This is a genomic window from Loigolactobacillus iwatensis (genome assembly GCF_003950295.1).
GTDB lineage: Bacteria > Bacillota > Bacilli > Lactobacillales > Lactobacillaceae > Loigolactobacillus > Loigolactobacillus iwatensis.
On the sequence record NZ_RHNP01000002.1, the window covers coordinates 21,357 to 44,420 of the forward strand.

A 23,064-nucleotide genomic window follows, 5' to 3' on the forward strand; every position below is an offset into this window, starting at 1 on the left:
CTCAAATATTTTTATTGATAACCAGACGTTACTGCCTTTTAGTTATCCTGTGGTACTTGGATGGTAGTCAGGTGATCTAACGTCATCCGTTGTTTAAGCGCATCGATAATTTTTATGCCTGAGCTAGTGCCAATTCGTTCAGCGCCCGCTGCCAACATAGCCAAAAAATCATCGGAGTTGCGAATGCCACCAGCGGCCTTGACCTTGACGTGTTCGCCAACAGTCTGTTTCATTAACCGAACGTCGGCCAAATTAGCGCCGCTTGGGCCGAATCCAGTTGCTGTTTTAATAAAATCAGGTTGAACATCACGGGCAATTTCGGCCATTTTTTGAATTTCGGCCTTCGTTAGGTAAGAATTTTCAAAAATCACTTTACACAAAACATTCTGCGAGTGGCAGGCAGTGACAATTGTCTGCATTTCTTTTTCAAGGTAGGCGTAATTTTTGTTTCTTAATTCAGTAATGTTAATGACATAGTCAATTTCGTCAGCACCGTTTTCAATAGCATCTTTAGTTTCAAAAAGTTTTGCGGCAATTGTTGTTTGGCCAAAGGGAAAACTAATTGCGGCACCAGTATGGATATCAGTACCTTGTAACAGATTGGCGCAAAATTTAGTTTGAACTTGGTTGATTGCCACCATTTTGAAATGGTACTGGCGAGCTTCAGCGCAAAGCTTTCCCATATCACTGGGCGTTGCATCAGCGTGTAGATTAGTGTGGTCAATGAATCGGGCAAATTGATCAAGTGTATATTCTGACATAGTAAACCTCCAATTTAGTGTATATGAAAACCATAACCTTTCTAAGCAAGCGCTGTCAAATTAATATCTAGATGGCGGCCGAGCATGTTTGGCGGGTCATTACCGCAAGCGTACTTAGGCAAACTTAGTCGATAAAATTAGCAAAAGTAATTTTCCAAGGACTCCCTGAGTTAGTTTCTAAAAGGCTCACTGGTATTTTAAGCAGTATTCAAAACTAAATGTATTTGCTATACTTAAACGACTAATAAATAAATACCACAAAATCAGATGAAACTATCTGATTCAGGGATACTTAAACGACGTAAAATTCAAATAGATCAAGCTTTAAGCGCGTTATCTAGCGCGCTTAAAAGAAGGAGGATACTTAGATGGCTACTATCTTATTTTTTGTAAAGATTCGAAAAAATGAATCGGTAAGTACTTACTAGAATCGCCGATTAGACAATGTTTTGATCGGCCATTGATAAAGGAGATCAAAATATGAAAGACAACTGGCAACACCGAGCATACCTATTTCTATTTAGCCAAAACATATCATTATTTGGTTCAATGGTGACTGGATTCGCAATTACTTGGTATATTTCGCTTAAAACTAATTCAGGTATCTGGCTTTCACTAGCAACAGTCTGTACACTTTTACCACAAATTATTGTGGCTCTGATAGGTGGAAGCCTAGCGGATCGCTATTCACGTAAGTGGTTAATTATATTTTCTGACGGTGGGATTGCTTTGGCAACATTGATTTTACTCATCCTGTTTAGTTTAGGCCAGCAAGCAATGTGGCTATTATTAGTCTTTGCCGCCATTCGCTCGATTGGCCAAGGATTACAGCAGCCTGCGGTCAGTTCAGCCTACCCGCAACTAGTGCCTCAAAATAACCTCACACAAATCAATGGTTTGAATCAAACCTTGATGTCGTTATCAAACTTACTGGCGCCGGTTATTGGGGGCCTAATTCTCGCAAATTTTAATCTAAAGTTTGCGTTTTTAATCGATATTGTTACGGCCATTATTGAAATTAGTTGCTTATTAAGTCTTCATTTTCCACAATTTATTAAAGTGGAAAATGAACAGCCAACTATTCGTCAAACACTGTTCGGTGGTCTGCGTTACGTTCGGCAGACAACTGTTTTAAAACATTTGTTATTTATTTATCTGAGCACCTTTTTATTTATGGTGCCAGTCATGGTTTTAAGTTTACTGCTAATCCAACGTCGTTATGGTGCCAGCGTTACTAATCTAACGTGGCAGGAGGTTGTTTGGGCAAGTGGTTCAATTGTTGGTGGATTGGCAATCACCAAACAAAAGAAATTCAAAAATAATCAACACGCGTTAACTATCTCGGTTGCTCTTTTTGGCGTCATTATGGCAACTATGGGAATTATGCCAAATTTTAGCGGTTATCTATTCTTGGTCTTTGGTTGTGGCTTAGTAATGCCTTATATGATGACCGCACAAACAGTGATTATTCAAAATACAACAGTCGAACAATGGATGGGACGTATCTTTGCAGTTTTTCAAGTCGCCAGTAACCTGATGATTTTAGTTGGGACGCTCCTGTTTGGCCCACTTGCTGATTATTTACCAGTTCAATGGCTATTTATTCTCTGTGGCAGTTTGATGCTATTGTGCGCCTTGATTTATTATCGTCAAGTGACTAAGGTCGTTAAGCTTTAGATTAAAAAATGATTAAAAATAGTTGTTGACAGCTCATTGATATTACATTATTCTATTATCATTATCTTAATTTGAAAGGAGGTCATCATAGTGAATCAATTAAATAATCAATTAGTTCAGGTGGCCTCCGTAAATCAAAATACAGCCCTCCTACTCAAAAGCAAGGACCTAACAAAGTAATCTAACCTGTTTAGATGAAAAATGTTAAGCCCTTATTCTGCTTTTTAGTAATGAGGGCGCACGACTGTTTACCTCATTCCTAATCGAATGAGGTTTTTTTATTAGAAAAATGAGGGGGATAGCAATTACCGACTAGTTATAACAAAGAATTTAAAAGGGAGATTGATTATGATGAAAAAAGGGACAAAACGAATTATGGGGATTGTGGCGGCCATTTTATTAAGTGGCACTTTGGCGGGTTGCGGCAATGCTAGTTCGAACAATAAAGGCAATGAGGCCGGCAAGACAATCAAAATTGGGGTTAATATGGAGTTGTCTGGGTCGGCTGCTGCCTATGGTAATGCGCAAAAACAAGGAATTCAGTTAGCCGTTGATCAGATTAACCAAAAGGGCGGTATTAAAGTTGACGGTAAAAAGAAAAAAGTTCAATTAGTGATCCGTGATAATAAAACGAATAGTTCTGAGGCAACTTCAGTGGCGGCAAAATTAGTTAATAATGATAAGGTGGTTGCTGTTGTTGGGCCCGCGACAACTAATGCTGGTACTGCCGCAATTCCAAATATGACCAAGGCGGCCGTGCCACAGGTTAGTCCTTCCGCAACCGATCCAAATTATACCTTAGACAAAGATGGCAAGGTGCAACCGTATGTATTCCGGGCTTGTTATCAAAATAATTTCCAAGGTAAAACTGGCGCCAGTTTTACCGAAAATAATTTACACGCTAAGCGAGCCGTTATACTGGCTGATAAATCCAGTGATTACGGCACAGGTTTAACTGAAGCTTTTAAGAAAAATTATAAAGGCAAAGTTGTGATGACGCAGTATTTCCAGGAAGGTGATAAGGACTTTAATGCGGCCTTGACTCAATTAAAATCAAAAAAATTTGATGCTATTTACGTTCCAGGGTACTATTCTGAGATTGGTCTGATTATTAAACAGGCGCGGCAGATGGGAATTAAGCAGCCAATCGTTGGAACTGATGGGATGGCTGATCCTAAATTGGCCCAGATCGCGGGTAACAAGAATGCAAATAATGTTTACTATACAACGCCGTTCTCCGCTAAAACGGCTACCGATGATACTCAAGTTCAGAACTTTATGCTGGCCTTCAAAAATAAATTTCACACAACAGCACCAACTTTTTCGGCTTTAAGCTATGATTCGGTTTACATGATTAAACAAGCTATTGAAAAAGAAAATTCAACTAACTCAGTAAAAATTGCAACTGGTTTGGCCCATCTGAAAAACTTTAATGGCGTGACTGGTAAAACAACGATTGATAAGGATCATAATCCGCAAAAACCGATTGCCGTTGAACAATTAACTGACGGAAAAGTGACGAAGGCCTACGCAATTAAGTAGACTTAACTGCCTGACTAAGATTTATTAAGTTGTAACGGTATGTTAGACTTAATGCGGTGGTTCGAAAAATGCCCACCTAAAAAAACTAGAATCGAGGTTAGATTCATGGAAAAAACACAGATAAAGACGGCAACCTTAACGAAGGCTGGCCTAATTGCTGGACTGTACGTTGCAATTTCACTTGTAATTGCGCCTTATAGTTTTGGCGCCGTTCAGTTTCGTTTTGCAGAAATGTTCAATCATTTGGCCGTTTTTAATAAACGCTATATTTGGGCTTTGACGCTAGGCTGTTTAATTACTAATTTCTTTTCTCCGCTAGGTGTTATCGATGTCGTTTGTGGAACGTTGGGCACCTTAGTGATGACAACGATTAGTTATTTTGTTAGCCGTTACGTTAAATCTGTTGCGCTAAAACTGACGATTAGTACTGTAGTTTGCACGCTAGCAATGTGGAGCGTTGCCTTGGAATTACACGTTATTAATCACCTACCATTTTGGCCAACTTATTTGACGGTGGCTATTGGAGAATTGGTTTCAATGGTCGTTGGTGGTTTCTTGATTTATGCCGTTTCTCGCCAAATCGATTTAACTAAATAAGATTTTGAACGGACAGATCAATGGTATTAGTCTTCGTAGGTAACTTAAGGCATTAATTAAGTTGAATGCAGGGCAATACTTTTGGTCTGTTTTTTTGTATCCTTGCAAATACTAAAAATAAACAGATTTCCTGATTTGTTCTTCAAGTTAGTAAAAAAATACGGGAAGGCTTTTATTGGACCTCTTTTTCTGGTATATTAAATTTAGACGTAAATTAGAATGAATCTAATAAAATAGTGAGTATCATTAATCTCAACCTTAGTAAGGAGAAGAACAAAATGCCAATCGATATTAATAATGCACAGGATGTCTACAAAGATGCCGGTGATAACATTAATTTTACAACGCTATTATTAAAACGTGAGAACCAAGGCGCTGAACTGGAGGCAGTTCAAGAGCTGGCGGAACGAATTCCAGCAGTAATTCGTAGCATGAATGTGCGTTACCCAAAAGCCTATTTAAAGGTTACTTTTGGAATTGGTTCTAGTGCCTGGGATTACCTCTTTCCTGCAGCAGATAAGCCTAAAGAATTAGTTGATTTTGAGCAAATTGAGGGCCCTAAGTATACCGCCGTTGCTACTCCTGGTGATCTATTTTTTCACGTTCGCGCACATGAAATGGCCGTTGTTTATGAAGTGATGGACCAATTGATGCAATTTATCAGACCCGTAACAACAGTGGCCGATGAAACGCACGGTTTCCGCTATTTTGAGGGTCGGGCTGTCATCGGTTTTATTGACGGAAGTGAAAATCCAGATCCAGGTGAAACGGCCGCGTACGCATTAATCGGTGACGAGGACCCAGAATTTATTGATGGCTCGTACGCTTTTGCCCAAAAATACATTCATAATATGAAGGCTTGGAATAAAACTACTACTGAGGATCAGGAAAAGGCAATTGGCCGGAAAAAATATTCTGATTTAGAATTATCTGATGAGGAGAAGGCCAAAAATGCCCACAATGTTGTCTCACAGGATAATGATGGTGGTGTAGAACATAAGATTGTTCGCATGAACGTTCCTTTTTCTAACCCCGGTAAGGAAGTTACGGGAACTTATTTTATTGGCTACGGTCATTACACAGTAACGCGGCGGATGTTAGAGAGCATGTTTACTAATAGCGACCGACTACTTGATTTCAGTACACCAATTACTGGCGCGGTATATTTTGTTCCCTCAAAATCTATTTTAGATAAGATTAGCGCTGGGGAACTTTAAGCTTTACTGAAACCTGTGATATAGGCTGTCTTATGGCGCCTTCACTTATACGGTTCACAAAAGTAAAAAAGGCCACTTAATAGGGCCTTTTTTTGCTACCCAAAACATACTTATGGCATACTAGATCATAGTTTAAAATAATCTTACTAATATTTTTCTAACCAATATAAAGAATCTAAATGTTTATTTTCCAGATATAAAAGTTAAAGGAGCAAACGGCATGGAGAAGTGGTCACCACAAAAAATTAAATTGTTTCAGGAAAAATTATTAGATTGGTATGATCAAGAAGGTCGTGATTTACCTTGGCGTAAGGATCATGATCCCTATCACGTATGGGTCTCAGAAATCATGTTACAGCAAACACAAGTTAAGACGGTAATTCCTTATTATCAACGGTTCATGACGCTATTTCCTACGGTTAGTACACTGGCAGCGGCACCGGAAGATCAATTATTAAAGGCCTGGGAGGGGTTAGGCTATTACTCCCGGGTGCGAAATATGCAAAAGGCAGCTCAACAAATTATGGCCGATTATGGAGGGCAGTGGCCGAATACTGCAGTTGAATTGCAAAAATTAAGTGGTATCGGGCCATATACGGCTGGCGCAATTGCTAGTATTGCCTTTGATGAAAAGGTTCCTGCAATTGACGGTAATGCATTTCGCGTTTTTTCACGATTATTTGAAGTTGATGTGGATATTACGAAACCACAAGCCCAGCCGGTTTTTTATTCACTTATTGAAGAAGTTATGCCGGCAGAACGGCCCGGAGACTTCAACCAAGCCATTATGGATCTAGGCTCAAGTTATATGACGGCCAAGAATCCAGATAGTGAGCACTCACCCGTGAAGGAATTTAATCAAGCTTATTTAGACGGTAAAGAATTGGCCTATCCAGTTCGGACAAAAAAGCCCCGCCCAGTGCCAGTTAATTATGTTGCGTTAATTATTAAGACGCCGCAGGGTTATTTGCTAGAGCAGCGTTCAAGCAAGGGAATGTTGGCCAACCTATGGACCTTCCCGCTAGTGAAGTGGCAAGATTTAAGTGATGATGAGAATCTAAAAACGGCCGCGCTTCCGCAACTGGCGACTGATTATTTGGTTAGTACCAGTAATTTACGGTTGAATTTCCGTTTACTACCGGCAAAAATAGTTACGCATACTTTTACCCACCAGAAATGGTCACTAACTTTATTATTTGCAGAAACAACTGCTAAACAGGACCTAAGTTTTTTCCCTGGTCGTTTAATTAAGGCAAATGATTTCGCAAGTGTGACGTGGCCCAAGGTACAACAAAAGCTGTGGGACGAGTACCGGAAAAGTTTGTCAGCTGATTAAATAAAGTTGTTAAGTACAAATAATTGTACTTTATGTTGACCACCGCTATAATGATTTTGTTTCCAAAAGCTTTGGCATAAGCTACTAAATAGAGAAGGTTTGTAGATAGCGACAAGCAATAATAAAAAATTCAGGAGGATCATTTAAAATGGCAAAATTAACCCAGGCAATGAAGGATATGTTGGCTAATAATTTGGCCTATATTGCAACAGTAGACAATGAAGGAAATCCAGATATTGGACCAAAAATGTCTTTACGCGCACTTGATGATACACATTTAATCTATAATGAAATGACAGCTAAGCAAACGATGCGCAACATTGCGGCCAATGGCAAAGCAATCGTTGCTGCGGCGAGCCTAGATAATATGAAGGGTTTTCGTTTTGCCGGAACTGCCAAACTATACACAACTGGCCCGTACTTTGATAATGCTATGGAATGGGCAAAAGCAGGGCATCCAGCTCCTAAGTCTGCCGGAGTTATCACCATCGACAAAATTTATACATTGGATGCCGGACCATTAGCAGGCGAATTAGTTCAGGAATAACAAAGTGCGCAACTGGTTAGGATTATTGACCGGCTGCGCTTTTTTTGTCTTTTAGAACTTGAAGTAGGTGCTGTTCCAAGATGGAGGGGTAAAAATGGCTAAAATAATACGGAGCACGAATGTTATTTACCAAGATAAATTAGGACTTACCTTAGATGTTTATCGAAATCAGGAGCAACAAAATGGTGGCGCCTTAATCGATTTGCATGGTGGTGGTTGGTTTCGCGGCGATAAGGCCAAGGATCGTGACTTGGCCATGCAATTGGCGCAACTGGGTTACCTAGTTGTGGTTCCTAACTATCGCTTAACGCCGCTTGCCTATTTTCCCGAACCAATTGAAGATGTGGCTGCCGTGGTGGAATGGCTTCGGCAAAGTAGGGAGATTTTTAATCGGCAACGCATTGGCGCAATTGGATCCTCGGCGGGTGGTAATCTTGCTATTGAGTTAGCAATTCGTTACGGCATTCCCGCCGTTTCTTGGTCAGGCATTATTGAAATTGATGACTGGCTAGAGGACCATAAGGACGTTGTTGCAGCTGCCGATACAAAACAAGATTTTGGGAAAGCGGCCAGTGCAAAGATTAATCAAAGTGGCGCCAATGATTCGTTTTATAAATGGTTTGTTTTAAACTATTTAAAAAATAATGTTAAACAGGCCGGCGCAGCAGCACCGATTCACCGCTTAAGTACAACCACTGGCCCGTTATTTTTGGTAAATTCACTGAACGAGTTTGTGCCGGTTTCTGGTGTTCTAAACTTACAACGTTGGCTAGTCGAGTTAGGGGTGCCAACAATGACCAAATTATTGGCCGGTAGCGAACATGCTAAAGGTTATTTGGAAGAAATAATGCCGGCGACACAAGCGTTCTTGGCCGAGTTTGTTTAGTCGGCGAGTGGCTGAAAGGTTTATTAAGTTATGGTCGTTCGCTAGTGTAGTTAAGTTGAGCAACTGTTTATTTTTTAAATACGACTTAAATTCAGAACTATTTTAATCAATATTTAACAATGAATTTAGTCTTGAAACGCTAATCAAATACCGTTTTGAATATACATCAATGCAGATGATTCTTGAAAGTAGACTTGACAGATTAGAAAATAGCTACTATAGTTTTATTAAACTTTAATTTAAATATCATAATGTGCTGACGAGAAGAGTAGCAATTGACCGAATTAGAAGAGACCTTCTGCTTGCTGCAAGGAAGGATTTGGGTGGTTGTGAATATGAACTTTGAGTATGTAATTAGGTTCACGCTTAATTACCGCATGACCAACGATAAGTGGTCACTACTTTCGCGAATAGCGGGGTAGTTGAGGCGCTTTTGCGTAAAAATAGGTGGTACCACGATTAATAATCGTCCTTAGATTCTTTGGAATCTAAGGACTTTTTTGTTGGTCTTAATCATGTTTCAAAATAGTTCTGTTAGTAATTCTGATCGATTTAATAAAAAATGGGCGCCTTTTAGGCACGCTTAATTTGTAAATTAATAAAGGAGATTTTTTCATGCCATTAACTGATTTATTCCAAAAGAAAACGGTTTTTTCATTCGAAGTTTTTCCACCAAAGGCAACAACACCAGCGGAAAAATTACAAGCAACTTTGCATAATCTTCAAGGAATTCACCCTGATTTTATTTCGGTTACCTTGGGTGCAGGGGGTACTGGTCGCTATGGTGCAACGGTGGATATTGCCGATATGATTCAAAATCAATTAGGTATTACGGCCGTTTCGCATATTCCTGGTCTTTATTTAAGCGAGGCCGATGTGCTAAATTTGCTGCAAAAGCTCGCTGAACGAAATGTTCACAACGTTTTGGCTTTACGGGGCGACCGAGTTCCTGGCCGCGAACCACTAGGCGTATTTAAGCACGCGGATCAGTTAACCACCTTTATTAAACAAAATAGTGATTTTGATGTTATGGGGGCATGTTATCCCTATACACATAAAGATGCGACATCTGGGGTTGCTGACATTCAACATTTAGCCAATAAAGTAGCGGCCGGCGCAGACCATTTAATTTCGCAGATTTTCTTTGACAATAATCAATTTTATAATTTCCGTGAAAAAGCGGAACTTGCTGGAATTAATGTGCCAATTGAGGCTGGTATTATGCCAGTCACTAATAAACGGCAGATTGAAAATATCACCTCTGTTGCAGGTGTTCCTTTACCAGAAAAATTCACTTGCATGATGGAGCGTTACGCCGACAATAAAGAGGCATTACGGGATGCTGGAATCGCCTACGCAATCGATCAGATCGTTGATTTAGTTGCTCAGGGGGTTGATGGTGTCCATCTATACACGATGAATAATAGTTACGTTGCACAACGAATTTGGGACGCAACGGCCTCACTATTTCAGGCTTCGGCAACAACGACAAAGTAGCACTTTAACTTTACCCCCGGTATTGGATCAAAATCCAATACCGGGGATTTTACTTTGACCAAATATATTACGAAATTCAAACTTTATGTTATTAAGACCTAGCTGGTTTCTTCACTGGACAGCAAATTGAATACCAGCAAGTTCTAGTTGTTCTAAATAATGACTTAGGTCTGCCAATGGTCAACCTGTGTAAAGGGCAATTTTTGCCTTCTGGGTAATAGCAGTTTGGATCGCATGAATTGTAGTCGTTGTCGGCTTATTTTGTGAATTCAGTAAAATTCTACCAACTCCGATTGCAATCATTTTTATTGGCAGATGCGTTTTCTCCTTTTATCCTTGGTAGGATTAAACGGTTAATTCAATTTGATTGCCTTCAGGATCACAGACTACTCTTTCGTAATAGTTATCGCCAGTGACACGTGGCCCGCTCAAATGTTGATAGCCAGCTTCGGTAATTTTGGCTGATAATGTGTCAACGGCTTGTCTAGAACCTAAAGCAAAGGCCAAATGCTGATAGCCCAGCGGATATCCAGTTAAGCGACTTGAATTGAGATCAGCCCGGGTGCAGACTTCTAAACGAGCACCGTCTGAAAAAGTTAAAAACTGGGAAGTAAACGTTGTTCGCGAGTTGTAGTATTTTGCTGATGCCATTGCACCGAAGTATTTTTCATAAAAAGAAACGGTTTGTTCAAGTTTTGATACAAATAATCCAACATGTTCAATTCTCATTATTTTCACCTCAAATAATTGGGTTAAGCTTTATTAACTAAGTTATGCTATAAACCCAATATAGCACGTTGATAATTGTTTATCTATTTACAGTGGAGGTTATAAATCGGGGGTGCGCTTATCTAGTAACATTATGTCGTGTAAAGTGGAGACGTCGGCCGAATTGCTTGCGTGCATCCAACAATTAATCAGGCGACACCACTTCGCTCTAACTTGATCCTCATTGCTATCCGAACATGCCGGCCTTTTTTGAAATTATTTTTGTTATTATTTTCTTGGCCAATTTACTTTTCTGTTCGTGCCAATTGATTTTGTAATAGCAGATTGCAAAAGCCTAGAATTTGGTAAAAAGGGTAATCTAAAAACAATTTTTAGGATCGAAAAAGAGGTCCAAAGGCAAATCTTAAAGCCTTTAGACCTCTTTGCTTATTTTTTTGCCGTTTTTTCTAACCATTCGGTATCGTCAGGGCTGCGGCTACCGCGTTGATTTTTATCAATTGCAGCGATTTTGGCCATTTCTTCATCGGATAGGCTAAAATCAAAAATATCGCGATTTTGCTGGATTCGATTTTCATGGATTGATTTTGGAATGACAATTTCGTCACGTTGTACGTGCCAACGTAAAATGATTTGTGCTGTTGACTTGGTGTGCTTTTTAGCCAATTCAGTTAGGGTAGGGTCATTAAGAACGTTGCCCTTTCCTTGACCTAATGGGCCCCAAGCTTCATGAGCAATATTATGTTTTGCCATGAAGTCGTGTAGTCCTTTTTGTTGGAAGTAAGGGTGCGTCTCAATTTGGTTAACAACTGGAACAACATCAGTGTGAGCCATTAGGTCTTCTAAATGATGAATTTGGAAGTTAGAGACCCCAATTGCCCGAATTTTACCGGCGTGATACAGTTCTTCCATAGCCTTCCAACTCTCAATGTAGTTAGGACTTGGCCAGTGAATTAAATACATGTCCAGATAATCAACGCCTAATCGTTTCAAAGAAGCATTGAAAGCAGCCTTTGTTTCTTCATAGCCGTGATCGCTGTTCCATAGTTTAGAAGTAATGAACAGGTCTTTGCGGTCAAGGTTACTTTCTTTGATCGCCTCACCAACGGCCGTTTCGTTTTCGTAAATCATTGCCGTATCAATGTGGCGGTAATCAGCTGCAAGCGCCCATTTAATTGATTGTTTGAGTTCGTTAGCGTCTTTAACTAAGAACACACCAAGACCGAGCTGAGGAATCTTAACACCGTTATTTAAAGTTACGTTAGGAATCTGATTATTCAAGTTGTGCCACTCCCTTTGTTAGTATTTACTGATTCAGTTGTGTAAAAAGCTTAAAAAAGCAGAATCTGAGTGCTTTTCTAAACACTCTTTAGTTTAGCAGACTGGCATTAAGCTTCAAACCTTTTAGTTTTATGGTAAGCTAATATTTGGGGGCTCAGATGGATAAAGAAAAAGATATGGCGATAATCAATGCAGTTGTTGAAGCAGTATTAGCACCAGAATTCACTAAGATTAAACGCTGGCTTGCCCAGCACCCTGAGCCGGTGGGTGATCATTTAAAGTGGCAAGTATGGGTTGGCCACCGGCGGCAAGCAATTGGGCGTTATGAGGATAAAGTAACTAATACTACGGCAATTGCAATTCAGGCGGTTAACCAATTAGAAAAGCGGCGCTCAATAAAAAAGGATGAGTGAGACAAAAGTCGGTTTTGGGTTCACGTTCTAGAGGAATGATCGAAAATAACAAGAGGCCGGGACAAAAGTCCCGGCCTCTTGTTATGAAATTAAGTTATTTCGTTGATACTTTAGTCAGCTAATTGTTGGCGAATGCGGCGTTCTTCACCAACCGCGACAACTGCCAGGACGATGATACTGAGAATTAATGCAATGTAAAAGACAATAAAAGTATCATCCCAGCCGTGTAATAGTTGACCAAAGAGGTGCAATCCATTGGCCTTTGGATCGGCAATGGCCGCAAAACCAACTTGGGCCATTAAGTCACCAAAGATATAAGCAAAGGTACCAGTTAGGCCATCGGAAACGTTTAGTGCGCTTTTTGGGACAAAGCTAATGACGGAAACGCCAATCAACAATTGTGGACCGTAAATCAACATGCCCAAGAAGAATAATGAGGTGTTAATTAATAACGGTGTATTGCCGTAACGGTAGCCAAGAACGACAAAGGCCGTTAAGAAAAGGCAAATGATTGAGACAATTGCGCGGCGGCCTTTTAATAGGTCAGAAACGAGGCCCCAAACAACACTGCCAATGATGCCGCCCAGTTGGAACAGCAATAAGGTGTTGGCGCCTTGGGCAACAGTAAAATGCAGCTGTTGAACAGTGTATAAGGGTGCCCAATTAACAATCCCGATACGAACAACGTAGACGAAGACGTTAGCAATACAGAGTAGCCAAACCCAAGGGCTTTTCATGACGAAAGTCTTAAAGATTGTCCACTTACTCATTTTGGCAGCGGTGGTGTCAGCTACGGCAACTTTTTCATCAAAAATAACTTCACTTGGATCCCAACCTAATTCTTGGGGATCGTCGGCGCCGAAAAAAAGCCCCCAAAAGCCAATAATTAAACCAATAATAGCGGGAAAAATAAACATACCACCAACGTTACCACCAAATAAATGATTAGCACCCCAAAGCGCGATAATTCCGGCAACGGCACCGCCAAATTCGTGGGAAATATTCCAAATTCCAATGTAACGGCCACGAGTTTTAATGGTCGTCCAGCGGGAAATGGTTGACAGTGATGCTGATCCGCCTGGAGATTGGAATAGGCCATTGAGTGACCAAAGGACCAAAATTAATCCAACTGGTGCTTGGTTCATCAGTAATAAAACACCAATGATCATAGTCATAAGGGCAGCAAGAATAAGTAAGAAGGACATAAACTTCTTGGTATTTTTACCGTCCACAACGTAGCCAAGTAAGGTTTTACCGATACCATAAGCTAGAGAAAAGCCGTACCCAATCCAGCCCAATTCAGTCGTGGTAATACCATTATTTTTAACTAATAATGGTTGCGCGGCGGATAGGTTATTGCGGATCAAATACATACAGAAATAAACAAAGAAAACGACCAGAAATGATTTTAAAAACTCACCGAACCAGCGTTTCCGTTCTTGCGCGACCGATAACCCAAGCTTTTGCGGTCGCTTTAAATCAAAGTAACGTAACATTTAGAACCCTCCAAAGTAACTAAACTTAGGCCAAATAGCTGCCTACACTCTATTATAAGCACTGAAGTGTGTTTTTTTGCAAAAAATTTATAGACCGTTAACTTTTTTATGTTGATTGAGGTGAAATAATCAGTGAGGCCCGGTATCTAAAAATTCTGCCAAGAGCCAATATATTTAGGAAGATTAAATGGTGAATACCAGAAAAAGTATTTCTGAAACAGTACAAAAAAAACCGGATTAGGTCAGTGGTTGGGACAAAAGTCTTAGTCCGCTGACTATTACCGAGCATTGCTCTAGAACGTGCGCCAAAAGTCTGGGTTCATGTGCCTAACTACAGCTAATCCAATAACCATAGTGCAATTATTAGATTGGCTTACGTTACGCAGTAAACCCAAAACTAACTTTTGGCCCACTCCTCAATCTTTTTGAACTGCGCGCATATTTCTTGAAACAACGCAAACTGACTTGTTACGCTGAGGTTAGGCCTTGAGAAATAGTAGGTGAGGTTTTAAATTACGCAACTAATAAAGACAAGGGAGGCAACAATAATGGCAGTTAAGCACATTGCGGTATTAGTTACTAATGGGGTTGAAGATGTCGAACTCACTTCACCGCAGGAAGCACTGGTTAATGCTGGCTACGGTTTAATTTTAATTGGTGAACGTGCCGGTGAAATTATTCGTGGAAAAAAGGGCACACCGTTTCGAATTACAGCTTCAATTGATAGTGTTAGTCCAAAGGATTTTGTCGCCTTATTAATTCCAGGCGGATTTTCGCCTGATCAATTGCGTGGTGATGAACGTTTCGTTAATTTTGTTAAGGCGTTTCTCACCGCTAAACGGCCACTATTCGCAATTTGCCACGGGCCGCAGTTATTTATTCAAACAGGTTTGGCCGCTTCGCTGACTTTGACGGCGTATAAAACCGTTCAGCCTGATCTGGCCTATGCTGGAGCAAAGGTTAAAGATCAAGCAGTTGTAATTGATGGGCCGTTAATTACTAGTCGTAATCCAGCTGACTTGCCTGAATTTAATCAAGCGATCGTGGCGGCATTGCCAAAATTAACCTAGAGCGTGTTTAAAAAAGTGCTCAAAATTTGTTTTTTTAAACACGGCCTAATAAATTCGGCCAATAAAAAGAAGCATCCTAGCTTAATTACGGAGTATTACTCCTAAATTAGCTAGGGTGCTTCTTTTTGAGCGATAAAATTATTTAGCTGGTTTTTCACCCGCCAGGATTCGGTTAGCATCTGCTTTAGATAAATCATAATTGTAATATTGTTGATAGAATTGCTGTGTCTTTTTAGTCATATTTAATTGCTTAAATTGACTAGGGTTCAACTTCTTAGCGGCCCACAGAACTTGCAAAGATTCTTCAGCACTATAGCGATCCCACGGGAAGGTGCCTTGCGGATTGCCGTAAACGCGACCAGCTTTAACGGCCTTTAAATTGGTAAAGCGAGAATCTTTGCGTAAGGCGGCTAAAGCTTCTTTAGAGCTTGTACTACCAACGATGATCACGTCAGGATTGGCCTTAACAATCTGTTCGGCGGTTACTTGAATCATGTTACCTTTAGTTTTAATGGCGTTTTGGCCACCACTTAATTTGATCCATTCGTTAACGATGGTACCTGTACCATCAACCTTGAGTAAGTCAGTCGGATTTACAATATGTAAAACCTTTTGTTTTGTAGCGTTCTTCTTTTGGTGTTTTTTAACGTAGCTAATATTACTATCTAGTTGTTTAACGTAAGTGTTGGCCACTTTTGGTGCTGAGCCACCTAAAACCGTAGCCGTGGTCTTAACTGATTTCTTTAGGCCGGCGAAATTCTGATACATAACGTTTACGGATGGAATGCCAGCTTTAGTTGCTGCTTCGGCCTGCTTTGGGTCCGAGGTTAGCACAACATCAGGTTTGACTTTAAGAAGTTCTTCAGTTTGTAAATCATCACCACTAAATGGTGATGTTACTTTGGAAATTTGTGGGTAAACCTTAACAAACCAAGGCATTTGTTTAATCGTATCAGTGGTGGCAACTAATTTATGTTGGCCGCCTAATAGTAAAACAACTTGGTTATTGGCGTGCCAAAGATCGGCGACGCGGTTAATCTTCTTAGGAATTGTGACTTTTTTACCAGTGAGATCGGTAACTTGGCGTGTTGCGGCGGCCTGGCTGGCAGTAGTAGTCGTTCCGCCAAACAGCATGAAGGCCCCCAGTAAACTAGCAATTAGGCCAATTTTTTTAAATCGTAACATATAGCTAAATTCCCTTCTAATTTTCAATTTGTTGTTGATCAACGACACAGGTGCGCTGATTTGTTTCTGGAATGGTAACAACGCGCAGGGGTAATTGGTAAACGGCACTCAAGGTTTCGTTTGTTAAAATTTCAGTGGCCAAGCCGGTTTGAAAATGACCAGCTTTATCCAAAGTACTAACGACAGCATTTAACAGTAATGCCTGATTTGGATCGTGCGTTGTCAGTAAAATTCCGTAACCTGCTGTGGCTAATTGCTGGATCAAATGTAGAACGCGAACTTGATTAGCAACGTCTAGGGCAGAAGTTGGCTCGTCAAAAATAATTAACGCTGGTTCTTGCAGTAACGCCCGGGCAATACTGGCCAATTGTTGTTGACCACCACTCACGGCCTGGTAAGGTTGATTGCCTAATTCGGCGATTCCTAATTTGGCTAGGGCGGCGTCTGCTTTAGCATAATCGGCAGCAGATGGTGTTGTCAGTAATTTAAGGTAGGGTGCCCGGCCAAGTAACACATAGTCCCGTAATGAGAAATTAACCATCGTTCGGTCGGTGCTCATTTGGGGAACGTAGGCTATTTTTTTTGCTCGTTTTTGCGCCGCTATCTGGTGGAGATCAACATCATCTAGTAACACTTGGCCAGAAGTTGGTTGGTAAACGCCGGTTAAACAGTTTAGAAGGGTCGACTTACCAACGCCATTTGGTCCTAAAATGCAGTTGATTTGACCACTTTTTAGATTCAGATTGAGCTCTTGAAATAAGGGCCGTTGCGAACGGTAGCCAAAAGCTAGGTGTTGTGCTGCCAAAGTTGTCATGATAAATTCACCCGTTTCTTCAATAACAACCAAACAAATAATGGCGTGCCAATAAAGCCAGTTAGGATGCCTAGCGGAATTTCGCCTGCACTAATGGTTCGTGCGATTGTATCCAAAATAAGTAAAAAGGCGGCCCCTAAAATTGCGGATAGCGGTAGCGCCCGGGCATTGTTTTGCCCCCCGACCAAGCGGGCTGCATGGGGGATGACTAGGCCAATCCAACCAACAGTGCCGCTTAGACAGACAGAACCGGCCGTCAAAATAGTTGCACATAAAATAACGATTCCTTGTTCGATGCGCAGATTAACGCCTAAGGTAGTCGCCTCAGCAGCATTTAAAGTTAGGACGTTTAGCCGCCAACGAAACAGAAACAAAATGATACCAGCAATCAATAGTGATGGTGCTACCAGCAAAAGATTATGCGGCGTGACCTTTTCTAAACTGCCAAGTTGCCAGTAAGTGATGTCAGGTAGTTGTTGTTCTGGGTCGGCCAAGTATTTAAGCAGGCCAATAACGGCTTGCATGAAGCCACTGATAATAATCCCGGCAAGAACCAAGGTGATTGTCGTTTTCGAATTCAGCAATGATTGCAGTAGTAGTGCCAACAAAACGGCGGCCAAACCAACAAGGAAGGCCATCATTTGGATACTGGCAGTTCTAAAGCCGAGTAAAATTGCAATGGCCGCACCAGCTGCTGCACCATTAGAAACACCAAGTAAATCAGGTGAAACAAGTGGATTCTTAAAAATACTTTGAAAAGCAGTTCCTGAAATCGCCAAGGCAGCACCAATTAACATTGCGGCGATAATTCGCGGTAAACGCAAATTTAAAATGATATTTTGCGTTGTTGCGTCTACTGGTCGACCAAGGTGTAATAAATGCAAGAAAAAATGCCAAACCTCACCAATTGAAAGCGGATAGCGGCCCAAACAAAGCGCGCTTAAAACAGCTAACAGTAAGACAAATAGACTGATTACTAACAGACCACTATAAGGTAAGGCATGCTTTTTGGTGATAGGATTAACCTCCTTTGATCGATTTTACTGAATGTTGTGACTAAGCTTTGCGCCATTCTAGTCCGATCATATTGATATAAACGTACCTCGAAAAGTTGAATTCTTGCGTTGATTCACAGAATCTGCAGTACTTCTCAAAATATGTTTTAAACCAAGAACGATTTTAAACCGAATTAACTGGAGTAATGTCATTAACACTGGACCGTACTTAATTGTAGGTTCAGTATAGCATGATGCCGGATTCTCGATTATTAGGGAATTGACTAATTTCAATTTAATAACTTGTCTGACATACTTTAGACAATCAATGAAACCGGATAGGTGGTGGCAAATGTGCATTATATTGCAATCTCAAAAGAGCCGTTAGACGTTAATGCGCTTTATGAAAAAGTAAAAGATCCACAGTTTGGTGGAATCGTTGTTTTTTCTGGTACAGTTCGTCAGTGGACCGGGGATGTTGAAACCCAAGAGATTGAGTACACTGCCTACGAATCAATGGCAATCAAGGAGCTCACAAAGCTAGCAGTTAATATTGAACAAAAGGGCGCCAACGTTGTAATTGTTCATCGGATTGGCCGGCTAAAGTTAGCCGACGAGGCCGTTTTTGTTGGTGTAGCAGCAGCGCACCGTGCTGAGGCTTTCACGTGGTGCGAATCATTGATCGACGAATTAAAGCAGCACGTTCCAATTTGGAAGAAGGAGTTTGATACTGATCAAATTAGGTGGGGAGGTCCAGCATAATGGAAGTTAAACTTTTTGCCATTCTCGCCGAACAATTGGGCGACCAGGTCCACTTAAAGGTTAGTGAGCCAATCACGGCCGATAAAATCAAACAGGCGATGGTGGCCCAATTTCCCCAAACAATGGGCGTGATCAAGGATTCAATGGTTGCGGTTAATCAAACCTTTGTGACAACCGAACAGTTTCAGGCGCAACAAGTTAATGAAATTGCACTGATTCCGCCAGTTAGTGGGGGCTAACTAGAGAGTGTTTGAAAAGGCGCTTAGATTCTGAGGATTACTAACGATGTCGATCGGACTAGGATAAACCGAAGTCCGAATCGCAGCCTAAACAGACGAATTACCTTTGAAAAAGGTGATTTGGCTGTTGTAGCTACTATTCCGCAATTGAAGATTATTAGCCCAGATCGCTAATAATCCTGATGCTTCATCCGTTGTCCATTCAACTACGGCGAAAACCGCCAAGGAGCACAGTTATAAAGTCCGTAACTGTGTTTCCTCGACTAAGTTCGTCTCGGTCACCGCAGGGATCTGCTTTTTCAAACACATTTACATTGAATCTGTTGCCAACACTCCCTAAAAACTTTAGAAAGTAGGTTTTAAATATGAAACAACTTTATGATCGCTACGATCGTTTACATAATTATATCCGGGTTTCAATTACGGATCGCTGTCCTTTGCGCTGTGTTTATTGCATGCCTAAGGAAGGCTTACCATTTTTCCCGTCAGATCGTGTTTTATCGCAAGACGAAATCGTTCAAATGGTTCAGAACTTTGCTGAAATGGGCGTTTCAAAAGTTCGTTTTACTGGCGGGGAACCACTTTTGCGGACGGACGTTGCCGAAATTATTAGTCGAGTGCACGATATTCCAGAAATTGACGATATCTCTGTGACCACTAATGGGCTATACTTAGCACGTAAGGCGGAAGCGCTTAAAGAAGCTGGCTTGGATCGGCTTAATATCAGTTTGGATACCTTTAAGGCGGATCGTTATAAGAAAATCACGCGTGGTGGTAATATTAAGCAAGTTCTAAAAGGCATTGAAGTTGCCAGCAAACTTGGTTTTATGATCAAACTTAACGTGGTAGTGATCAAAAACCAAAATGATGACGAGATTTTAGATTTTCTGAATTATACTCGCGACCACAACGTTAATATTCGTTTTATTGAATTTATGCCAATTGGTAATTCAAAAGAGGTTTGGAAAAAAGAATACGTTGGCTTAAAGAGTGTATTTGACGTTTGCCAGGAGAATGGTATTGAGTATCAGCCGATCACTTTGCGCGGTAATGGCCCTTCTGAGAACTTCAAAATTAAGGACGCTACGGGGAGCTTTGGTTTAATTCACCCGATTAGTAATAAATTTTGTGAAACATGTAATCGTCTGCGGATCACCCCGGATGGTTATGTAAAAGCTTGCTTGTACTGGGGGGAAGAAATTAATATTCGTAAAGCGATTCCGGATAAGCCAGAGTTCCAGCGGCTAATTCAACAGGCATTAGATAATAAACCATTGAATCATGAAATGGCCTTAACTGATGCAGACAAGGTGATCAACAAAGCCCCTACTTGGCGTCATATGAGTCAAATTGGAGGATAGTACTTATGCAGAAAACAAGCAAATTTAATGCCGTAATGGCACTAACCATGGGAACTTTGGCCATGGTGGGCTGCTTTATGGCTTGGTCGAGTTTCGCACCATTAGCAGGACAAATTGCGCAGACGTTTTCACTGTCAGTATCGCAACGGACATTGTTGTTAGCAACACCAGTATTGCTGGGATCAATTATGCGAATTCCAGTTGGGATTTTAAGCGATCGTTATGGTGGTAAAAAGGTTTACATCATTTTAATGATTTTTGTTTTAATTCCATTATTCTTAGTTCCACGAGTTCACTCATTTGGAATGCTATTATTTGTTGCACTATTACTTGGGATGAGCGGAACCTCATTTGCCGTAGGGATCTCGTACGTTTCAGTTTGGTTTCCACCGGAACGCCAAGGTTTAGTGCTAGGGATTGCTAGCTTGGGTAATATCGGTAATGCCGTGGCGGCCTTAACGTTGCCACGAATTGCGGCTAAATGGAATTTTACGTCGGTTTACAATTTTCTGATCGGTGTTTTGGTTGTTTTAATTGTTCTTTTTGCAGTTTTATGTAAAGAAATGCCAGTTGATAAGAGTAAGACTTTAAAGGATTCTCTGTCAGTGGCTAAAGATGCGAATACCTGGTACTTATCCTTATTCTACGCGTTAACATTTGGATTATTCATGTCTTTCAGTAATCTCACACCAACACTTTTAGGCGGCCTTTTCAAAATGAATGCCGTTGACGCTGGACTCTGGGCGGCCGTTTTTTCAGGCTTTTGTACGATTGTTCGCCCAGTTGGCGGTGTTTTATCCGATCATTTCCGACCGATGGCACTCTTACAGTGGGTATTGATTGGAATTGCTATCTTTGCAGTTGAAATGGGCTTAACTTTAAGCACAATGATGCTGTTCTTGATTGGTTTAGTCTTAATTGGTTTAACGGCTGGACTTGGTAACGGGATTATTTTCAAAATGGTTCCTTACGTCTCCAAAGGTAACACAGGTGCTGTAACAGGCTTTGTTGGTGCCATTGGCGGCTTAGGCGGCTATTTTCCACCAATTCTACTAGGAACATTAAAACAGGCAACTGGTAGCTATACGTGGGGCTTTTGGTTATTAGCGTTATTCGCCGTTGTCTGCTGGTACGTTTTATGGCAGAAATTTATTCGTGGCGGATCGTTTATTGTTAAAAGCTAGAAAAGAGTGGTTCAAGGAGCGCCGAAGTTTTGCGGGGAGCCTAATAGTTGATTAGCCAAATGGTGAAAAATTTAGGTGAAAACGCAAAGGCTGCTTCTTGGGCCATATTTTATTTGGTTGAACTTACTTTTTTGGGACAGCATTTGGCTTTTATTCTGATCTGAGTTTGGTGTAAACTTATTTTTGCTGGTATGTTCCGGACTAAATATGGCGTAACCGTTTTTTCAAACACTCGCTTGGTCTTTAAGCAGCAAAGTAACCGTAGCACTGGCGGTGACGACTTGTTTGGTTGTTTCGGTTAGTTCAACTTGCCACGTTTGCAGTGTCTTACCGGCATGAATTGGTGTTGCACTAGCTTCTAGGGTGCCGGCTTGAACCGCTCGCAAATGGTGGATTTCTAGATCTACACCAACAGCAATTTTATGCCATGCCTGGGCACTTTCGTTGGCACCAAGGCTTGCAGCGGTTTCAGCAAGAACGGCGTTAATGCCACCGTGAACGAGGCCAAAAGGTTGTTTCAATTGGTCAGTAACCGGTAAACGCAAGACAACTTGTTCGGCGGTTTGTTTAACTGTTTCAATACCTAATAATTCAATTAGATTCATAATGGTGTCCTCACAATCGATTAGAAATGGAGTGGATAATATATGACCACAGTAACATGGGAAAAGGTAAAAGACTACTCGGAGATTATTTTTGAACGGGCCGATAGTATTGCCAAGATAACGATGAACCGACCGAAGCGGATGAACGCTTTTACACCAGTGACGGTTGAGGAAATGATCGATGCTTTCACCACCTGCCGGGACGACTCATCAATTGGCGTGGTTATTTTAACTGGTGCTGGCGATAAGGCCTTTTCTTCAGGCGGTGATCAGGGGGTTCGCGGCAATGGCGGCTACGTTGGTCCGGATAAAATTGCCCGGTTGAACGTGCTTGATTTACAACGCCTAATTCGGATTATCCCTAAACCAGTAATTGCAATGGTTAAAGGTTGGTCCGTTGGCGGGGGTAACATTTTACAGCTAGTTTGTGATTTAACGATCGCCGCCGATAATGCCCAATTTGGTCAAACTGGCCCTAAGGTGGGTAGTTTTGACGCCGGTTATGGTTCTGGCTATTTAGCACGAGTAATTGGGCATAAACGGGCCAAGGAAGTTTGGTTCTTAAATCATTTTTACAGCGCCGAAGAGGCCTACCAGATGAATTGGATTAATAAAGTGGTACCGCTAGCCGAAGTTGAATCCGTTACGCTAGATTGGTGTAACGAAATTTTGCAGAAATCACCGACGGCCTTGCGTTTTATCAAAGCAGCAATGAATGCTGATACCGATGGCTTGGCCGGCCTACAACAATTAGGTGGCGACGCAACAATGTTGTTTTATACGACTGATGAAGGCAAGGAAGGCCGCGATGCTTTCAATGAGAAACGCAAGCCTGATTTTAAGCAATTTCCAAAGTTTCCTTAGGCCGGGCAG

Annotated in this window: 23 protein-coding genes; 15 read left to right on the top strand and 8 right to left on the bottom strand. The window is 41.1% G+C overall.

Annotated features, from left to right (window positions below; translation table 11 throughout):
• Nucleotides 1–38: 38 nt before the first annotated feature.
• The gene (gene deoC / locus EKM98_RS01040) at nt 39–761 is read right to left on the bottom strand and encodes a deoxyribose-phosphate aldolase (protein ID WP_125979876.1); all 723 of its coding nucleotides are present in this window, start codon (nt 759–761) and stop codon (nt 39–41) included.
• Nucleotides 762–1,241: 480 nt separating this feature from the next.
• Here deoC and EKM98_RS01045 point away from each other — a divergent pair, with 480 nt between their 5' ends.
• The 8 genes from EKM98_RS01045 (at nt 1,242) to EKM98_RS01080 (ending at nt 10,060) form a co-directional block, all read left to right on the top strand.
• Entirely contained in the window at nt 1,242–2,438 is a 1,197-nt protein-coding gene (locus EKM98_RS01045) for an MFS transporter (protein ID WP_125979878.1), read from the top strand.
• Nucleotides 2,439–2,786: 348 nt separating this feature from the next.
• Nucleotides 2,787–3,980, top strand: coding sequence for an ABC transporter substrate-binding protein (locus EKM98_RS01050; RefSeq protein WP_164512640.1), 1,194 nt, complete (start codon nt 2,787–2,789; stop codon nt 3,978–3,980).
• A 105-nt stretch (nt 3,981–4,085) separates the two neighbouring features.
• Nucleotides 4,086–4,577: a QueT transporter family protein gene (locus EKM98_RS01055; protein WP_068225771.1), complete on the top strand. Its 492-nt coding sequence runs from the start codon at nt 4,086–4,088 to the stop codon at nt 4,575–4,577.
• A gap of 278 nt (nt 4,578–4,855) precedes the next feature.
• The gene (locus EKM98_RS01060; protein WP_125979880.1) at nt 4,856–5,794 is read left to right on the top strand and encodes a Dyp-type peroxidase; all 939 of its coding nucleotides are present in this window, start codon (nt 4,856–4,858) and stop codon (nt 5,792–5,794) included.
• A gap of 220 nt (nt 5,795–6,014) precedes the next feature.
• Nucleotides 6,015–7,130 (top strand): A/G-specific adenine glycosylase, encoded by a 1,116-nt coding sequence (gene mutY / locus EKM98_RS01065; RefSeq protein ID WP_125979882.1) that lies wholly within the window; start codon nt 6,015–6,017, stop codon nt 7,128–7,130.
• Nucleotides 7,131–7,278: 148 nt separating this feature from the next.
• Nucleotides 7,279–7,677 (top strand): pyridoxamine 5'-phosphate oxidase family protein, encoded by a 399-nt coding sequence (locus EKM98_RS01070; RefSeq protein ID WP_125979884.1) that lies wholly within the window; start codon nt 7,279–7,281, stop codon nt 7,675–7,677.
• Between the two features lie 94 nt (nt 7,678–7,771).
• Nucleotides 7,772–8,563, top strand: a complete 792-nt coding sequence (locus EKM98_RS01075; RefSeq protein WP_125979886.1) for an alpha/beta hydrolase — start codon at nt 7,772–7,774, stop codon at nt 8,561–8,563.
• 615 nt (nt 8,564–9,178) lie between these two features.
• On the top strand, nt 9,179–10,060 hold the full coding sequence (locus tag EKM98_RS01080) for a methylenetetrahydrofolate reductase (protein ID WP_125979888.1): 882 nt from the start codon (nt 9,179–9,181) through the stop codon (nt 10,058–10,060).
• Nucleotides 10,061–10,405: 345 nt separating this feature from the next.
• Here the strand turns inward: EKM98_RS01080 and EKM98_RS01085 are convergent, their stop codons facing one another.
• Together EKM98_RS01085 and EKM98_RS01090 are read right to left on the bottom strand one after the other, a co-directional pair.
• On the bottom strand, nt 10,406–10,789 hold the full coding sequence (locus tag EKM98_RS01085) for a VOC family protein (RefSeq protein WP_125979890.1): 384 nt from the start codon (nt 10,787–10,789) through the stop codon (nt 10,406–10,408).
• 426 nt (nt 10,790–11,215) lie between these two features.
• Nucleotides 11,216–12,067 (bottom strand): aldo/keto reductase, encoded by an 852-nt coding sequence (locus EKM98_RS01090; protein WP_125979892.1) that lies wholly within the window; start codon nt 12,065–12,067, stop codon nt 11,216–11,218.
• Between the two features lie 158 nt (nt 12,068–12,225).
• Between EKM98_RS01090 and EKM98_RS01095 the strand changes: the two genes are divergently transcribed.
• A complete protein-coding gene (locus tag EKM98_RS01095) occupies nt 12,226–12,480 on the top strand; it encodes a hypothetical protein (protein ID WP_125979894.1) in 255 nt (84 codons plus the stop codon).
• A gap of 110 nt (nt 12,481–12,590) precedes the next feature.
• Here EKM98_RS01095 and uhpT read toward each other — a convergent pair whose 3' ends face one another.
• Nucleotides 12,591–13,976, bottom strand: a complete 1,386-nt coding sequence (gene uhpT / locus EKM98_RS01100) for a hexose-6-phosphate:phosphate antiporter (protein WP_125979896.1) — start codon at nt 13,974–13,976, stop codon at nt 12,591–12,593.
• Nucleotides 13,977–14,524: 548 nt separating this feature from the next.
• On the opposite strand from uhpT, the gene EKM98_RS01105 reads away from it, so the two are divergent.
• Nucleotides 14,525–15,046, top strand: coding sequence for a type 1 glutamine amidotransferase domain-containing protein (locus EKM98_RS01105; protein WP_164512641.1), 522 nt, complete (start codon nt 14,525–14,527; stop codon nt 15,044–15,046).
• Between the two features lie 138 nt (nt 15,047–15,184).
• Here the strand turns inward: EKM98_RS01105 and EKM98_RS01110 are convergent, their stop codons facing one another.
• The 3 genes from EKM98_RS01110 to EKM98_RS01120 are packed head-to-tail and all read right to left on the bottom strand — an operon-like array spanning nt 15,185 to nt 18,019.
• On the bottom strand, nt 15,185–16,231 hold the full coding sequence (locus EKM98_RS01110) for an ABC transporter substrate-binding protein (protein WP_125979900.1): 1,047 nt from the start codon (nt 16,229–16,231) through the stop codon (nt 15,185–15,187).
• 16 nt (nt 16,232–16,247) lie between these two features.
• Nucleotides 16,248–17,045: an ABC transporter ATP-binding protein gene (locus EKM98_RS01115; RefSeq protein WP_125979902.1), complete on the bottom strand. Its 798-nt coding sequence runs from the start codon at nt 17,043–17,045 to the stop codon at nt 16,248–16,250.
• Nucleotides 17,042–18,019 carry a FecCD family ABC transporter permease gene (locus EKM98_RS01120; RefSeq protein ID WP_225418501.1) on the bottom strand — a complete coding sequence of 326 codons (978 nt, stop codon included), beginning with the start codon at nt 18,017–18,019 and terminating at the stop codon, nt 17,042–17,044. Before EKM98_RS01120 ends, EKM98_RS01115 begins: the two co-directional genes overlap by 4 nt.
• 375 nt (nt 18,020–18,394) lie before the next feature.
• Here EKM98_RS01120 and EKM98_RS01125 point away from each other — a divergent pair, with 375 nt between their 5' ends.
• The 4 genes from EKM98_RS01125 to EKM98_RS01140 all read left to right on the top strand — a co-directional run bounded on the left by EKM98_RS01125 (nt 18,395) and on the right by EKM98_RS01140 (nt 21,586).
• Nucleotides 18,395–18,802, top strand: coding sequence for a molybdenum cofactor biosynthesis protein MoaE (locus EKM98_RS01125; RefSeq protein ID WP_068225757.1), 408 nt, complete (start codon nt 18,395–18,397; stop codon nt 18,800–18,802).
• A complete protein-coding gene (locus EKM98_RS01130; RefSeq protein WP_225418499.1) occupies nt 18,802–19,041 on the top strand; it encodes a MoaD/ThiS family protein in 240 nt (79 codons plus the stop codon). Before EKM98_RS01125 ends, EKM98_RS01130 begins: the two co-directional genes overlap by 1 nt.
• Before the next feature lie 365 nt (nt 19,042–19,406).
• Entirely contained in the window at nt 19,407–20,402 is a 996-nt protein-coding gene (gene moaA / locus EKM98_RS01135) for a GTP 3',8-cyclase MoaA (protein WP_068279089.1), read from the top strand.
• 5 nt (nt 20,403–20,407) lie between these two features.
• Nucleotides 20,408–21,586: a nitrate/nitrite transporter gene (locus EKM98_RS01140; RefSeq protein ID WP_125979906.1), complete on the top strand. Its 1,179-nt coding sequence runs from the start codon at nt 20,408–20,410 to the stop codon at nt 21,584–21,586.
• A gap of 224 nt (nt 21,587–21,810) precedes the next feature.
• Here the strand turns inward: EKM98_RS01140 and EKM98_RS01145 are convergent, their stop codons facing one another.
• Nucleotides 21,811–22,191 (bottom strand): PaaI family thioesterase, encoded by a 381-nt coding sequence (locus EKM98_RS01145; RefSeq protein WP_125979908.1) that lies wholly within the window; start codon nt 22,189–22,191, stop codon nt 21,811–21,813.
• Between the two features lie 42 nt (nt 22,192–22,233).
• Here EKM98_RS01145 and menB point away from each other — a divergent pair, with 42 nt between their 5' ends.
• Nucleotides 22,234–23,055, top strand: a complete 822-nt coding sequence (menB, locus tag EKM98_RS01150) for a 1,4-dihydroxy-2-naphthoyl-CoA synthase (RefSeq protein ID WP_068279083.1) — start codon at nt 22,234–22,236, stop codon at nt 23,053–23,055.
• Nucleotides 23,056–23,064: the final 9 nt, after the last annotated feature.